Genomic DNA, 16,245 nt, shown 5'->3' on the forward strand with positions numbered 1-16,245 from the left:
ATGGTTCCCCTATAAATCTGAGGACAAGGTGCCTAAGTTTGTGGCGGTTGGTTCAGTTCACCATAATCCAGAATTGGTGCGGCATCGATTGTTTCAGCCTCAAGGAAGAAAGAGACCCGTTGCAGACACGCAACAATCATGCTTTGCTCCCAGTCATGTAAATTCTGAAAGTTTTTCTCGAACTGGCTTTGAAGCATGTCAGGGGCAAGTTCAATTGTTTCGCGTCCCTTCTCAGTAATTTTTACAAACTGCATACGTTTATCGAGATCACCTTTTTTGCGGGTGATGAGGTCTCGCGAAACCAATTTATTTAACACAGTTGTGATGGTTGCATAGCCGAGGGTTGTTTTATTTGAAATAAAACTCGGTGTTGCCTCATCAGTGGTGGCTATCACTTGGAGAACAATCATTTGTGTTGGTGTCAGCTTAGTTTTTTTTGCAAGCGACAGCGAATTGATCTCGGTAACACGCATAATGCGTCGAATGGCGACCAATGCGTCCTCAAGATTATTATTTCTCATATGCATCACTCTCTTTATGTAGGGTTTTTGTTTTCATATAACTCAACTCCGAATAGAGGCCACTGGTCAAGCTGATAGATGCAGCAAGAAGAATAATTAAAAATGGCAGTGCCATTGAAATCGCACCTGCCTGGATGGCGCCGAGCGCTGACGAACCGCCACCTACAAGGAGAACAATCGCCAGTAATCCTTCAACAGATGCCCAGAAAATCCTCTGAGGTTTTGGAGCATGGAGTTTACCGCCTGAGGTTATGCTGTCTATGACCAGTGAGCCAGAGTCAGATGAGGTCACAAAAAAGAAAACCAGAAGCCCGAGCGCAAACAGGCTGGAAAGAACTGGGAAAATAAGATTTTCCAGCATCAAGAAAAGTACGAGTGATATGTCCCCCGTATTATTTGGCAGGCTGCCGATATTGGCATCATATTGCGAAATTGCTGTTGTACCGAAGGAACTGAACCAAATCAGAGCGATGATAAGTGGTGCAGTCATGACCACAAGTAAAAATTCTCTAACGGTACGGCCTTTTGAAATGCGGGCGATGAATATACCAACAAAAGGTGACCAGGATATCCACCACGCCCAGTAAAAAATTGTCCAGTCATGATACCATTGCCTGTCTACGGGGCGGTCGAGTGTGCTTAGCCTGAACATATCAACAAAATAATTGGCAAAATTATCTGCAAATGAAGACAGAACAAGTTTTGTCGGCCCGGCTAAAATGACAAATAACAACAAACAAGCGGCCATACTAATATTAATGTTACTCAACTTTCTTACGCCTCTGTCCAGCCCGCGCACAACGGAGTAAATGGCAAGACTGGTAATAGACATGATGACCAGGGCTTGGGTTTGTAAGGTTTTTGGGATGTCGAAAAGATAATTCAACCCAGCTGATACCTGCTGAGCGCCAAGGCCGAGAGAGGTTGCCAATCCAAATAAAGTGGATAATACAGCAACAACATCAATAATATGACCCGGCCAGCCCCAAACCCTTTCGCCCAGAAGCGGATAAAAAATTGACCGAATGGTGAGAGGAAGTTCCCGATTGAAGGTAAAAAAGCCAATAGCAAGACCAATTAACGCATATACCGACCAGCCGCTAATCCCCCAATGAAAGAGGGTGGCGCTGAAAGCAAGCCGGTAGGCTTCTGGGGTTTCTGCTGTGACCCCGAGAGGGGTGCCATATGTCCCGGTATAATAGGCAAGAGGCTCTGCAGCACCGTAAAAGGTCATACCAATGCCAACACCAGCAGAAAATAGCATGCAGACCCATGAGATAAAGCCAAATTCGGGTTTTGCATCATCTCCACCAAGACGGATGCGCCCGAAGGGGGAGGCAATCAAAAACAGAATAAAACCAGTGAGCGCAATAATTGATAGCGAGAACATGGTATCGAACAAGTCGAGAATGATATCACGCGTGCCGAGCAAGACTGATGTCGAGGTTTCTGGAAAAGCCAGCACAAGGCCAGAAAATATGAGAGCTAAAGTAGCGCTAAGAGCAAAAACGGGGTTATGGATATCCAATCCGAAAATCTCGATATTATCCTGACCGATTTCATAATCCGTATCAGCCGGGAATAATTTATTTTCAGTAATGGTCAGTGACTCTTGATTATCTTTTTCCATCACGCTCTCTCGGATAAAATTAAGGATAAATCTTCTGGAGATATCAAATCATCACCCAATGCCTGTGCCAGCGGTTGTAAATCTTTAGCATAGGCTTTCCATTTGCCGACTCCATCTGTGTTAATTGGTTTTCTGACCTGCTCTGAACTTGCAGTCCTTACTGACCGACGATTCTCATGAAAAGAGATACATTGCTCTTCAAAAGGTAAGTTAAGATATTCAAGGATACGATGCACCTGACCCTCCAAATCATCAATAACATCTTCATGTTGCACACGCAAAACTTTGCCAGGTAACACATCATCCCAGTGCGCCATAAGACGAACATAATCCCGGTAATAAGTGCCGAGTTCCTCTAATCCGTAACTAAATTCCTGACCTTGAGCGAAAAGCTGCTTAAATGCGCTGAAGCAACAATCAAGTGGTGCGCGGCGTGCATCAATTATTTTTGCGGTGGGCAGAATAAGATGTATGAGTCCAATATGACGAAAATTATTCGGCATTTTATCGGTAAAGTAGGGCGCCCCGCTTCGATGCATTTGTGTATCATTGATATAGGCTTCCCCCATCTCCAAACGCTTTTCCGGTGACAGGGTTTTCAGGACTTCTGGATAGTTTCCGATTCCAGAGAGACGTTCCTGACCGCGTAAACTTTGTGCAAGAGTTAAAATGTTGGGAAGTTCAAGGGTGCCATCAACTTGCGAATGAGAGGCCAAAATTTGTTCAATCAATGTTGAGCCGGCGCGCGGCAGACCTACAATAAATATCGGGTCGGGCGCATCGCACCCACCTGCAGCATGTGTCTCAAAAAATGACGTGGAGCAAATATCTATATGGGCATCTATTTCCTGTGTCATTCTTTTACTGGAATAGCTACTTTGTTGGCGCTTAATTAAATTTCCCTGCTTAAGATGATGAATGCTGTCCTCAAAGCGTTTCTCTTTTTCATAAGCATGCGCCATGGCAAAATGAAAATAGGCGCGGTCTTTCTGGGGTAATTCGGGGCGATTTATTTGCGCTTCCATGAGAGCAACTTCCTGCGGCGTGAAAGTATAGGTTTTTAAATTCGCGAGCGAGAAATAAGCTTCCCCATGGTCGGGTTTTGAGACATAAGCCGCCTGATAATTTTGGATTGCAGCTTCATTATTGCCAAAAGTCTTGAGCGCGTGCGCTTTAGAGGTCAGGGTGTTCGGGTCTTTCGGTGCAATAGCAAGCACACTGTCAAAAATATCAATTGCTTGCTCATAATCCCCGTTTTGCATCTTCTCGATTGCCATTTGAGCCTTATAAGTAAGATTGTCGGGAAAACGTTCACAAAGAATTTTTGCCTGTTCTATGGAAGCGGCAAAATCCTGTTTTTTGCGCAGGAGCAGCATGTAGCTAAGTCGCAATTCTGCATCTTCAGGATTAAATGCCACGGCACTCTCAAGCAGAAACTCGGCATCGCCTAGATAGCCAAGCCGACTCGCAATCTCTGCTAACAGGCTCATACCTTCTGTATTTTTGGGGTTTTGTTGTAGGAATTTCCGGCATAATTCTTCTGCCTCCGCAAGCCGGCCTTCATGCAAAATCTGGGTGACATGCAGTAAAGCTGGTGGGAGGGCGTTGAGCCGGTCGATTTTTTCCTTCACATGGTTAGCGGCATTTGTGTTGTTTTGATATTTATAGAATTCGAAAAGCACCTGCCAAGAGGCAAGTAAGCCGGGGTTACGTTCACAGGCATGCCGATATTGAGCTATAGCAGTTTCAATATCGCCTGTTGCACGTTTGAGGTGGCCGAGTTCCTGATAAACCCGCCCCATATCTGGGGCGAGCTTCAAAAGCTGATTGAGATAGTCTTGGGCACGGTCATATGATTGCATATATCGCGAACAAACTGCGGCGAGATACAGGCTATCAGTATGATTGGGATCTTGATCGAGATTTTGGGTCAGTAGGTCAAGAGCATGCGTAAAGTTATGCGCTTTAACGGCTTGGCTGGCTTCCTTAATCACCAAACCCAAATCATTCATCCTGGTCCCAATTTTCCGCGCTAACGCTATTTAGAATTTTCGATTGACTTTTAGACCAATTGTCATTGGACGCATATAAGTCACACGATTTGTATCATAGACAAAATCACGGCTAATTTCAGCTCTTTCATCAGTTACATTTTCGATAAATAACTCGCTTGACCACTCTTCACTGGTGACACCCAAACGTATGTCGAAACTCATCCAGCTATCAATTTCATCTCGATTAATTTGAATTATGTCGGAATAACTTTTATCTGAGATGGTTACCTGGGGCATTACATGACCAATATATCCATTACTCATCGTCCACTCATAACGCACTCTCAGATTACCTTGATAACCAGGAGCAAAGGCAAGTTCATCGCCTACAACAACATCGTTTGTTGGTGTTATTTTCTCAGTAATTTCTGTATCAAGGAAAGATGCGGCACCAGCTAAGGAAAGGCCGTCAATATCGGTTATATAAATGAAATCTGCTTCAAGGCCTTTTATTTCAGCATTTGCTGCATTATCAGAGAAGAAAAGATTTACAATGCTTGTATCAAAAATGGTGGTTTGAAGACCATCTACTTCAACAAAGAACATGCTACCGTTTAAACGAAGAGAACCGTCTTGTAACAGGGTTTTCCAGCCGAATTCATAATTTTTGACTTCATCAGTATCAACAGCGAAAGGAACTGTAAAACCATTAGGACCGCTGGCACCTCCTGGACGGTTAAGTAAGCCTGCTCTAAAGCCTTCAGAATAAGTAAAATAATACATCTTGTCTTCGTCGGGAGTAAATTTCGCAGTTGCCTTGTAAATTGTTCCGTCAGATGCAGCTTTATCTGGATTTCCTGCAGGTCTATTCGGTCCATATATTGCTGAAATATTTGTACCTGCTCTTTGTGCATCTGATGCGGCACCTAAGTTAAAGAAAGACGAATTTGCAGAACCTTCCATATCAACTTCAATGTCATAATACCTTGCGCCAAGGGTTAATTCTAAAGAGTTTGGAACTAGCTCATAATTAATTTCACCAAATAAACCAATTTGTTCATCTGTCCTTAAGATATCATTTCTGAAAACAGTTCCAGCGGGGAAGGGGCCAGGATCAGAGAAATAACCCGGTGCGGCATTGCCAACTAAACCTGTAACTGCAGTATTGGTCAATGGGTAATTAGGAGGAAATCCGTCTACAACTGATGTATGGCCAGGATAAACAAAATCATTAAATTCTTTTAACTCTAATTCGCTCATAAATCCGCCGAAAGTTGCTGATAAAGATCCATCTGACATTGTGTTAAAACGCAATTCGTGTGTCTCCACAGTCATTTCGGTTCTCGAGTCAACAAACATACTCGGGGTATAACAATTACCAGCGGGCAATGCACCTGCAGCAGGATATGATACCGATCCGTCACAAATATAATAAGGTAGATACTGACCAACAAAAAGATAATCAGTATAATCAATTATTTGTTCTGCTTCTCTATCTGTATAAGCGCCTGCATAAATTACTTCCAGATTTCCCAAACGTCCCTCTAATGTTAAACTTAGATTAGTGAATTCGTCTTCGCTGTTATCATTATTGAAACGTTGAATTTGTAATTCACCTAATTCTGGGTCCGCGTAAAAAACACCATCTGTTTCAATTGTTTGGTTAGTGACTGAGAGCAAAGCGCTCCAATCATCATTTATAAGATGCTTTATTGTTCCACGAATACCTGCATAAGAAGCTTCGTTAAAGTTATCTTCGACTAGAGAATTGTTATCAGCAACGGTGAAATTTACATTGCTTAAATCTGCAGTAGATTGAAATCCTGCACGTCCTGCTGATACAGGGACGCCATTGTTGCGAACAGTGCCTACTGGACGGAATCTAGCGCTTTGTTCTGTGCTCCTAGTGCCAGCAACATTGTCAATGTAACCACCTTTTTTATCATAATAGCCGACAACACGAATTGCTGTTTTATCGCTGAGTGGAACGTTTACCATACCTTCAATTTTAGTGCTTGGATCACCTTCTGACATCATAGACCCTTGAAGGGTAATTTCAGCCGAATATCCGTCTAAATCGGGTTTATTTGTAATCATCCGGACAACACCTGCTTGAGAACTGGAACCAAAAAGTGTCCCTTGAGGTCCAGAAAGTACCTCAATACGTTCAATATCAGCAGCGTAAACGTCTAAGTTACGACCTGGTTGTGCTAATGGCTGTTCGTCGAGATAAAAAGAAACATTAGGTGCAAGTCCGGCTACACCAGATGTTGTAAGGTTTGGTGTAGTGGAGGCCAAACCACGAATATAAATTGTATTTTGTCCTGGGCCTGACCCCCCTGCAGTTACGCTGGGTAGCTGTGTCAGGTAATCCTCAAATGTATCGACCCCAAGTTGATCTAGGGCTTCCTCACCTAGTGCTGAAACAGCCACCGGGACATCTTGTAGGCTCTCATCTTTCTTCCGAGCTGTGACAACAATCTCATCAATAGAGTTGACAGATTGCGCAAAGCTAATTTCTGGAGCTCCTGAGGCAATAAGTAGTGCGAGAGGTGAAACTGAAAGCGTAAGTTTTTTTGAAAATGAATTCGACATAGTGACTATGTAAGACCTTTTTGAATATATTGAATAAGTATTACGGAGTTCGTAGTATTTTTATTATAAAATGTCAAATTAATGCTTTTAAGTCATATTTTACTTTTATTCACAAGTTATATATTTTGTGATGTGTAGTTCATTTTAGTATTTTTCAAATATTTATAAAAAGCCTGCTTAACCAAGTGTTGTGGGGGAATGGCTTCATGCAACTCGTTAATTCCTAAATTACATGCCAGTTATTTTATGTTAGTTTCTGAGAGATTAGAATTAACAGGGTAAATTAAAATGTCTACAATTGTCATTACAGGTTGCGCATCAGGTATCGGTCGGGAGGTTACTCAAAAGCTCTTAGCTGCCGGACACGAGATAATTGGTATTGATCTTCGCGATGCGGATATTATCGCTGATTTATCGAAATTAGAAGGTCGCAAAAAGGCAATTTCAGAAACTCTTGAAAAAACAGGCTCGGAAATCGACATCCTTATTACTGCTGCTGGTATGGGGGGGCATCTGCCAGATGGAAAACTTGTGATGATTGTAAATTATTTTGGCACGGTAGAGCTGTTAGATGGATTCTTCCCCGCTATGAAAGGGCGTCCTGGCGCAGTTGCTCTGGCGCTAAGTTCCAACTCGGCCCAAATGGGCGTCGATCCGGAAAATGAGCTTGTAAAAGCCTTGCTTGCTCATGATGAGCAGGCTGCGGTCGATATTGTTGGTAATGCACCTTCTGCCGAAACTTACGGTTTATCCAAACACGCGGTGGCGCGCGCGGTACGTCATCGGGCGCATGAATGGGGGACAGCCGGTGTGCGTTTGAATGCTATTGCGCCAGGTATGACAGAGACACCTATGCTTCAAGGTGTCCGGGATAATCCTGACTTAAAAGGCGCATTAGAAGCTATTCCTGTACCGTTGAACAGAACAGCGAATGTTGATGAAATCGCGAATGTTATCGTGCTGATGGTCAGTGATGCCTTTTCCTTCATGCATGGCAGTGTGCTTTATGTGGATGGCGGAACAGATGCTGTAGTCCGACCAAATCAGTTTTAAGATTGCAAAAATTAAGCAATAAAAAAGGGCGGCACTAAGGCCTCCATTTTCCTTAGAAAATTCAGAAAACCTAGGCTTCAGGTATAAGCTTATCAGCTGGCATTCTTTCGCCTTTTATTTTGACTTTAAAGTCCATCGCAGGGCCAGGTGTCGGGAATGACTTGGTCTTGAGAATATAATCCTCACTTTCCAGTGTCATATCCAGGCGATGGAAAAGGCGGGCAATGGTCATACCCATTAGCACTTCCGCAAGATTTTGACCAAGGCATGTGTGTGGACCTCTACCGAATGGTGAATAGACGCCTGGTTGCATGTGTTGTGCGTTTTCATCTAGATATCTGTCTGGATCAAAAACTTCAGGATCTGGGAAATACTCTTCCATAAAGTGAGATACGCTTGTGCCAATATAGAGTTTCTCATTTTCTGGAATGAGGTAGCCTTCAAATTCAAAATCCTGCGTAGCCGTTCTCATTTGTGCAACGGCAATAGGCCACATCCGCATTGCTTCACGAATGCACCCACCAATTACAATTAATTCACGAATATCATCTTCTGTTATAGTTTTCTTTGCCATCAAGGCGTCAGCTTCTTTTTGAACACGTTCCAATACGCCAGGTGTTCTGAGAATACCGTATACGGCGGCTGCGAGTGTGTTGGCAACTGTGTCTAACCCAGCAACATATGGGCCAGTAAGAAGTAGGGATAAATCAGTTTCAGGAACTAGATCAGGGTGTTCAATATGTGCACGCATAATATCACCCAACAAATTGTTAGGTAATGTTCCTTTTTCAGCATGCGCTTTGAATTCGATAATCATATCCCGGCTGAGTTCTTCAACGCGTTTGTTGGCTTTCTTAAATTCAGGCAGGCCCAAGAAAAATCTAGGTCTGACCTGTGTCACAAGCACATTAAGGATATAAAGAATGTTAACCCGAATATCGCGGACATATTCTAGAGGTGCAGATCCTGTAAGAATTTCCCCAAGTTCTTGAACAATCATATATTGGAAAGCCTCTACAACAGGCGCTTCAGAGCCAGTTTTCCATTTGCTTGAAATCGAGTCGTCAATCGTAGCAGCAAGTTCATGATACCTACCGCGAACTGCTTCTCTAGAAAAGCCATCACGCATCACACCTCTAAGACGTTGATGAACTTCGCCATCCTCACGTGTTAACATTTTGGAGGCACCATAAAATTCTCTCATTGGCTCCCAAAACTCACGTGATCGAAGGCTTTCGCGTCCTTTTTTTGTCGACATAAATAGAGCAGCCTCTCGACCAGCAATCACAATCTGTTTTCGTCCGAAAACATTCACCCGATATACCGGGCCGTAGTCTCTGTAGGCTCTTAGAAATAATGCAGCTGGATCTTTTGCCATTTCCAGCGTGTTTCCCAGTAACGGTAATCCATCGACATCTGGTATATTTTTGTATGTTTTAATCTCTTCTGCTGCTGACATATCTACCTCTCCACTTTAACGGCGGTTTACGAAATCAATTCCTAGGTCAGAATCAAGGGACAACCAACCGAATTTGTTTTTAATTGTTTCCAGCGCTGACATAAATATTTTTCGCTTTTTAATTTTCGAACCATATTCGAATATTCATTGAATTAAATCTTTCTGTCAAATAAAAACATGCCAAATTGAAATAGATCAATGTTGATATATTCATATGACGGGGGCTGTCATCTCAGTTGCAAAGACAAATATCATGAGTTGTGAAACTTTAGAACAGTTGTTTGAGGCTGGAGTCGGCAATGATTTTTTTGGCCCGGAAAGTCCTCATCCATATGTGGTGCTCGAAGCTGAGAATGATGATATTTCATGTGAATTTTCGCGATGGCTTGCTGAACTTCCTTGTGTTGTCTGTGTTATTTCCAACCAGTTGGAAAAACTCCCCGACCATTTGTCTTACGTTGCTGATGTGGTGGTGGATACAACAACTGACGCTGATTATATCGCGCAAATCGTGACGAATTATCCTGTTGCGTCTCTGGTGTTAACTCAACATTTGCGGCTCATAGAAAAATTGGATTTTGAAGCGGCATTAACCGCGGAGAGTTTTGCCTATGCTCTTCTTCAAGGGGGGCGCGAGTTCAAAAATTGGTTGGCAAATAGAGAAACACCAACAGAGTCAAACGTGTCGCTAAGCCCGCTTTTAGTGACGCGGGAGGCGCAACACCTCAATCTGAGTTTGAACGCACCTGAAAGACATAATGAAATAGACATTCATTTGCGGGATGCTTTATGTGAAGCCTTCGAACTGGCTCTGATAGATGAGACGATTGAAACGCTTTCTCTATCTGCTATTGGCAAAAGCTTCTCTATTGGGGGCGCTTTACCAGAATTCGGACAAGTTGCAGACCCGGCAACTGCGCACTGGATTCGCAGCGTCCGTCTCCCAGGGCGGTTACTTGCGCGATTGGTCTGGCGGGATAATCCTGTTCATGTTCGGACATATCTGAATGGGCCGGCAATTGGCGCAGGGCTGGAACTTGCGGCGTTTGCCCATGAGGTGACGGCACATCCGAAGGCCTGGACACAATTACCTGAAATTAGAATGGGGCTTATCCCCGGCGCGGGAGGGACGGTGAGCGTATCTCGTCGGATTGGGCGCCACAAGACTGCCTATATGGTTTTAACGGGGAAACGTATTAAAGCAGAAACCGCTTATAAGTGGGGGCTTATTGATAATATTGAAACGCGTATGGTGACTTAATCTGATTGTGAGCGCTTAGGATTTATAAACAATCTTGCCGTCAATCAGTGTCATATGCACTTTGGCTTTTATAGGGTTTTTAAAAAGTGCATTTCGGCTTTGGTGCATGAGACACAAATCCGCCACACTACCAATTTTAATAATTCTTTGTATCCGCATATCCGTTGCTTCAGTCGTATATAGCTCAAGCGCTTTCTCAGGAGATAACGCTTCGCCATCATCAAATATTACTGGGCGGTGAATGGCCGCATGAATTGCTAGCCATGGGTTAAAACTGCCAAAGGGAGCGTCACTTCCGGCAGCAAGGGGTATCTCTTTTTTTTGAAAACTGCCCAGCCGCCAAAGATTAGGGTGCATGTCTTTATCAATATCTTGTCGATATGCATGCTCGCGCGCGACTATAAAATTAGGTTGTGTGACCACGCCGATATTGAGTTGCTTAATCCAGTCCAGCGCATCTTGCGTGACGATAGCGGCATGTTCAATTCTGTCTTTCTTACTCGGACCTGCGGCTTCAATTGCAGCGAGTGTCAACATTAGTTCGGCATGAGTGACACAATGAGACGCCACACCGCGCCCTTGCGCATGTGCTTCTTGAATTTCTTGGGTCAGCGTTTCAAGAGAAGGCAGGTCATGGTCGTGATAATGCAACTTAACATGTCCAATGCTTACCCGATCAGTAGATTTATCTGTTGCGTCACAAAGGGAAGGGCGGCCCATAATAGTCATTCTTAAAGGTGCGCAATGTTTTTGATAATTTAAAAAATCTTCGGTTGCGTTTCGGGGTGTAACTTCTGTAACACCCGTAATTCCATAACTCAGTAAGAGGTTGATAAGGTCTGAAAGGTTTTGAGGGTCAGACATTAGAGCTTCGTGAACAGATGCGTCCGCATCATAGATATGACCTTTATCAAGGATATTGGCATCCAGTGACACGCCTGCTTTGCCCAGCGCATCTAAGCCTTTCGTGTTGAAAACCCAAAGCCGTCCGCTTCGATGTTGTATCCTAATCGGACAGTCAGGCCCGTTCTTATCCAGCCAGTCACGATCAATAATGTTACTCTCTTCATTGCCTTTAAAAGGATAATAGCCGACACCGCGCAGCCATTGTTGCGGTTGATGAGTAGCTGATTTGTGAAGTGCGTCGGCAAGCTCTTGTTCGGATGACACTTCTGGTGGGCCGCAGCTAAGTGAGTTGAGCGATGCAGCAGTCGCGTTTATGTGAATATGGTGATCGTGAAGTCCGGGTAGGAGTGCGCCGCCATTGGCATATATGACTTCCTCTCCCTCTTCAGCAATCAAATCAAGGGCAATATCCGTTATCCGCTTTCCCCGAATACGAATGTCTTGAACCCTGTTTTCCAAATCAACTTTTTTGAAGAGCATCCAGTTTCCTTAGAATTTCTTCATTATGATACCCCGGCGGTGGAGCGGGTTTTGAGGCTTTCCTGACAGGATACATATTTTCGTCCGACATGTTCAGGATTTTAGTCCATTCGGACGTTCGGCGGATTAAATTATTTTTATTGAAGGCTCTTATCAGTGGGTCTTGTGATAAAGCAAAACCGAGAACTTGATATAAGGAAAGGTCAATCATCCCACCGCCGTTCATCCAGCAGGCCCATGTTGCCAGCGCGCCGTGCAACCCACCTAGCGGGTCGGTTATCGCGTCACCAACAAATAGGGGGCGACCATGGATTATGTCCATGAGTGATGAAAGTCCGGCGGCGACACCGATATCATCACCGAAGCCGATTATGTTTTCTGTGGCCGGCCCGTGACCATAAGCTGTTATAGAAAGCCAGACTTTACCTGGTTTTTTTGCGAGGAGAGTCTCGGCGTGAATACCCAACTGTCTGAGCGCGCGCGGGCGAGAGGCTTCTATAACAATATCTGCGCATTCAATAAGTTGCAGAAGCTGCTCGCGTCCTTCCTGAGTTGTGAAATCGCATGTAAAAGATTTTTTTCCACCATTCATCAAGTCATAAAATTCTTTTTCCCCCTGATCGTCGCTTTTATCTCGTCGCGCGCCATCCAGCCGCTTGCTCGACTCGACTTTAATGACTTCAGCGCCCAGCATCGCCAAGAGACTCCCAGTCAAAGGGCCAGCCCACAATGATGAGAGATCAACGACGAGCGGGGATACTTTAGGTGAAGGATATTGTGATGTTGCCGATGGTGACATGCTAACCCAATTATCAAAAGAGTCGTAATCCGGAAGGGCAACAGCAGAGATTGCAAGACCTAGGTCTCGACCAAGAGGGATAAGGTCTTGAATTGAAAATTTCTTAAAGGCATTTTCCAATATTTGTTTGTCTGTTGTTATCGGTATCTGCGCGTCGGTGAGTGCTGGAAGCAAGTCAAAATCTTCATCTCGTGCCAGATTGATTGCCAGATAACCGTTCCGCGCTTCGAAGAAATGACAACTTCCACCTGCTGAAACTTGTTCTCTGGGGTGGGTGTTGAATAATGCCATGCGCTCCCCAAGCAAGTGTGCTCCATATTCAGGGAGGTTCGTTTTTAATGGGTTGTCCTGTGCAACGCTTTTCAAGGCAAGGAGCGCACCATCTGCATAATCGGCAAGTGCCGTTGGAATTATTTTGTTGTTGCTAGAAGGATGGGCATGACCTTGCACACCGGAACGCGCATTATTTATTGCTGGATGTGTTTCAATGAAAGGCACATCAGAAAGAGGTGACAAATTTAAACCCGCCAGCAGGGTATTGGCGTAAGCGATTACGTTCGTTTTTTCGTTAGGTTGAAAAGCCATCCCTTAAAACTCTGCGTAGAAGTTTGCCGGTCTCATTATAGGGTAATTCTTCTGTGAATTTGACCTGTGTCGGCACACGGCTGGAACGGAGTTGATCTCTAACATGAGTTTTTATGGCCTCAATTTCTGGCGGTGCAGTCATGTCCGTCGGTACAATTACCACGCCAACTGCCTCACCCCATTCATCATCAGCGACAGCTACCGCGGCGACATCTTTAATATCCGACATTTCAATCAAAACATCTTCAATCTCGCCAGGGGAAATATTTTCGCCGCCCCTCACAATAACATCATCTGCCCGCCCGTCTAAGAAGAGATAACCGGCATCATCCAGATAGCCTCTATCGCGCGTCGGGAACCAGCCATTCTCATCCAATAAAGACCCACTGCCATGATATTCACCGCTGACTTGGTCGCCGCGAACAAATACATATCCGGCTTCGCCAGCATCGCAAGGTGCATTATTGTCATCGCGTATTTCCAACTCAACCGCCGGCAGAGGTCTGCCAACTGATGATAAACGCGCCCTTACTGCTGGATCCTCAGACTCGAATGCCTCACGATGATCATCGGGATCAAGCAAACAAATGGTAGAGCTGGTTTCAGTTAATCCATACGCATTTGTGAAATTCACATGCGGCATTAGTGACATGGCTTGCTCAATGACGGCATGAGGCATTTTTCCACCACCATAGGCAATGGCTTGCATGGCTGGGAGGTGAAGCGTTTCATTTTTGCTTGTCACATGCTCGATAATACGCTGAAGCATAGTCGGAACAAGAAATGCCTGTGAGATATTCTCTTGCATTGCTAATTTTAGCCATGCTTCAGGTGAGAAATTCGGAAGCTGTACCATACGCCGACCAGCATAGACGGAACTCAGGATAGCCGAGATTCCGGCAATATGATAAGGCGGCACACTGACCAAGGTGCTTTGAGTTTCTTCGGCGCTCATAAATTCAATCGTGCCGAGAATATAAGCCATTAGGTTATCATGACGCAAAATAGCAGATTTAGGATCGCCTGTTGTCCCGCTGGTGAAAAGCTCAATCGCGATTCCGCCCTCTTCATCGGGAGCGAAACCTTCCCATGGTGTGCCAGGTGAGAACACCTGTGCTGGGGTGATAAGGGAAATGCCTTCCACCTCAGGCGCATCATCACTAATTAACAATGCAGGCGAAACCCTTTTTAGTAATGCCTTAATTTGGTCTTCAGCCAGGCGGTAATTAATCGGCACATAGGGGATACCGCGTAAAGCTGCTGCAAACATGGCAACCGGAGCTGCTGCACCTGTCTCAGCCAGATAGGCAAGTTTCTTGGTGTTTTCAAGCTTATCTGCGAGTGCATTTACCGCATCGGCGAGCGCCTGATAAGTCACTCTTTGAGATCCGCAAACAACGGCTTCCCTGTCCGGCATGCTATCTGCGGCCATCTGAAGGATGAGGTGAATATTCATTTAACTTACCGGTTTAATTAGATTAATCAGAGGAGGGAAGCCGTTTAGCTTGCTTAACCTCTAGGGCGACACCATTCACCGAGACATTCCCTTCGCCGCCGCGCGTGCATAGAAACTCCAAGGTTTCAGCTTCGTCAACATAGCGTTTGCCGACGAGACTGCCTTCTCCTGCTTCCTCTGTCATGGAAGATTTTTCAGCAGCTTCCTCAGTTTGCATGGGTAAACCTCCACATGACACATCTAAATCATCTGCCGGTACACGCAGAACCATAATTTGCGTGTCACACACTGCGCTGAAAAGTTTTGTACCTGCTTTAATTTGCACCATTTTATTTCCTATTTACCTAGAATGGCCCCGGCGACACCCGAAGCGACAAAAGCTGTTTCAACGTTTTGTACCTGATTTGCTGCCGTACCGCGAATCTGGCGTACGGCCTCAGTGATATTATTCATACCGTGAATATAACCTTCACCAATAAGCCCCCCGTTTGGGCTGAGAGGCGTTTTGCCGTCAAGCTCCATATTACCATCGGCTATATAATCTTTGGCTTCTCCCGGCCCGCAGTAGCCAAAACCTTCCAGCTGGCGCAGGACTTGTGGTGTGAAGTTATCATATATCATGGCAACATCTGTATCCTTTGGCGCAATGCCGGCGTCTTCAATGAGCTTCTCTGTTACACGCTCACTGAAGGGCAAGCCTGTGAGGTCACCTTCGTAAAAATCTGAGATAATCTCATGGTTAAATAAGAAGGAATATTGCGCCGCGAGTAAGCGAGCAGGTTTCTGTTTCAAGTCTTTGGCTTTATCCATACGCGCTACAATAATAGCCACACCACCATCCGACTCCTGACAGCAATCCAGCAAACGAAGCCACGGCTTCACAATCCATCGGCTATTCTGGTGGTCATCGAGTGTAATGGGTTGGTTATAAAACCATGCATTCGGATTGGTCGCGGCATGCTTACGCATTAGCACGGCGATATTACCTAAATCTTCGCTTGTCACGCCATATTTGCTGAGATACTGCCCACACGACAGTGCCTCCCATGAAGCGGGTGTCTGAGCGCCAAAAGGAAAGCACCATTCAATAAATGTTGAGCCATTAGCATCGGGGGAAATTGAAACTGTCGGTTGACCGAAACGATACTGAGATCTTTCGTTCATGGCACGCCAGATGACCACAACATCACAGACGCCAGACTCAACGGCGTTTTTAGCGTGATAAAGTGTGGCGGCATTCGCGGCCCCGCCTTGTGGTAGACGAACTGTATAGTTCAGTTCCTTACACCCTACTGAACGTAGAAGGTCAACTTCATCAGAGTTGTCGATAGTGTAGGTGATGCATCCATCTATTTCTTCGGGATTAATGCCTGCATCTTCGCAGGCGGCAATAACGGCCTCTGCGGCAAGCTGCTGTTCTGAACGACCTGAATCTTTTGAAAATTCGGTCTGACCAATACCGACAATAGCTGCTTGGTTGTTTGTTTTGGACATGTTGGTCTTCCT

12 protein-coding genes are annotated in these 16,245 nt (G+C 44.9%); 2 read left to right on the plus strand and 10 right to left on the minus strand.

Annotated elements, in window-relative coordinates; translation table 11 throughout:
- Positions 1-32: 32 nt before the first annotated feature.
- Genes RS24_RS00255 through RS24_RS00270 form a run of 4 tightly spaced genes read right to left on the minus strand, consistent with a single transcriptional unit; the run spans position 33 to position 6,740 of the window.
- Positions 33-521, minus strand: a complete 489-nt coding sequence (locus tag RS24_RS00255; RefSeq protein WP_021776161.1) for a MarR family winged helix-turn-helix transcriptional regulator — start codon at positions 519-521, stop codon at positions 33-35.
- Positions 511-2,151 (minus strand): BCCT family transporter, encoded by a 1,641-nt coding sequence (locus tag RS24_RS00260; RefSeq protein ID WP_021776162.1) that lies wholly within the window; start codon positions 2,149-2,151, stop codon positions 511-513. Before RS24_RS00260 ends, RS24_RS00255 begins: the two co-directional genes overlap by 11 nt.
- Positions 2,151-4,163 carry a tetratricopeptide repeat-containing sulfotransferase family protein gene (locus tag RS24_RS00265; protein WP_021776163.1) on the minus strand — a complete coding sequence of 671 codons (2,013 nt, stop codon included), beginning with the start codon at positions 4,161-4,163 and terminating at the stop codon, positions 2,151-2,153. Before RS24_RS00265 ends, RS24_RS00260 begins: the two co-directional genes overlap by 1 nt.
- 30 nt (positions 4,164-4,193) lie before the next feature.
- Entirely contained in the window at positions 4,194-6,740 is a 2,547-nt protein-coding gene (locus tag RS24_RS00270) for a TonB-dependent receptor (protein WP_021776164.1), read from the minus strand.
- A gap of 288 nt (positions 6,741-7,028) precedes the next feature.
- Between RS24_RS00270 and RS24_RS00275 the strand changes: the two genes are divergently transcribed.
- Entirely contained in the window at positions 7,029-7,793 is a 765-nt protein-coding gene (locus tag RS24_RS00275) for an SDR family oxidoreductase (protein ID WP_021776165.1), read from the plus strand.
- Between the two features lie 70 nt (positions 7,794-7,863).
- Here the strand turns inward: RS24_RS00275 and RS24_RS00280 are convergent, their stop codons facing one another.
- Positions 7,864-9,252, minus strand: a complete 1,389-nt coding sequence (locus RS24_RS00280) for a cytochrome P450 (RefSeq protein ID WP_021776166.1) — start codon at positions 9,250-9,252, stop codon at positions 7,864-7,866.
- 253 nt (positions 9,253-9,505) lie between these two features.
- Here RS24_RS00280 and RS24_RS00285 point away from each other — a divergent pair, with 253 nt between their 5' ends.
- Positions 9,506-10,513, plus strand: a complete 1,008-nt coding sequence (locus RS24_RS00285) for an enoyl-CoA hydratase/isomerase family protein (protein WP_192814045.1) — start codon at positions 9,506-9,508, stop codon at positions 10,511-10,513.
- Positions 10,514-10,528: 15 nt separating this feature from the next.
- On the opposite strand, the gene RS24_RS00290 is transcribed toward RS24_RS00285, so the two are convergent.
- Genes RS24_RS00290 through RS24_RS00310 form a run of 5 tightly spaced genes read right to left on the minus strand, consistent with a single transcriptional unit; the run spans position 10,529 to position 16,233 of the window.
- A complete protein-coding gene (locus RS24_RS00290) occupies positions 10,529-11,899 on the minus strand; it encodes an amidohydrolase family protein (protein ID WP_021776168.1) in 1,371 nt (456 codons plus the stop codon).
- Positions 11,880-13,283 (minus strand): CoA transferase, encoded by a 1,404-nt coding sequence (locus RS24_RS00295; protein WP_021776169.1) that lies wholly within the window; start codon positions 13,281-13,283, stop codon positions 11,880-11,882. The genes RS24_RS00290 and RS24_RS00295 overlap by 20 nt, the downstream gene beginning before the upstream one ends.
- Positions 13,267-14,739 (minus strand): class I adenylate-forming enzyme family protein, encoded by a 1,473-nt coding sequence (locus RS24_RS00300; protein ID WP_021776170.1) that lies wholly within the window; start codon positions 14,737-14,739, stop codon positions 13,267-13,269. Before RS24_RS00300 ends, RS24_RS00295 begins: the two co-directional genes overlap by 17 nt.
- Before the next feature lie 22 nt (positions 14,740-14,761).
- Positions 14,762-15,067, minus strand: a complete 306-nt coding sequence (locus RS24_RS00305) for a hypothetical protein (protein ID WP_021776171.1) — start codon at positions 15,065-15,067, stop codon at positions 14,762-14,764.
- An 8-nt stretch (positions 15,068-15,075) separates the two neighbouring features.
- On the minus strand, positions 15,076-16,233 hold the full coding sequence (locus tag RS24_RS00310; RefSeq protein ID WP_021776172.1) for a thiolase C-terminal domain-containing protein: 1,158 nt from the start codon (positions 16,231-16,233) through the stop codon (positions 15,076-15,078).
- Positions 16,234-16,245: the final 12 nt, after the last annotated feature.

The sequence above is a fragment of the Candidatus Micropelagos thuwalensis genome (assembly GCF_000469155.1).
Classification (GTDB): domain Bacteria; phylum Pseudomonadota; class Alphaproteobacteria; order RS24; family RS24; genus Micropelagius; species Micropelagius thuwalensis.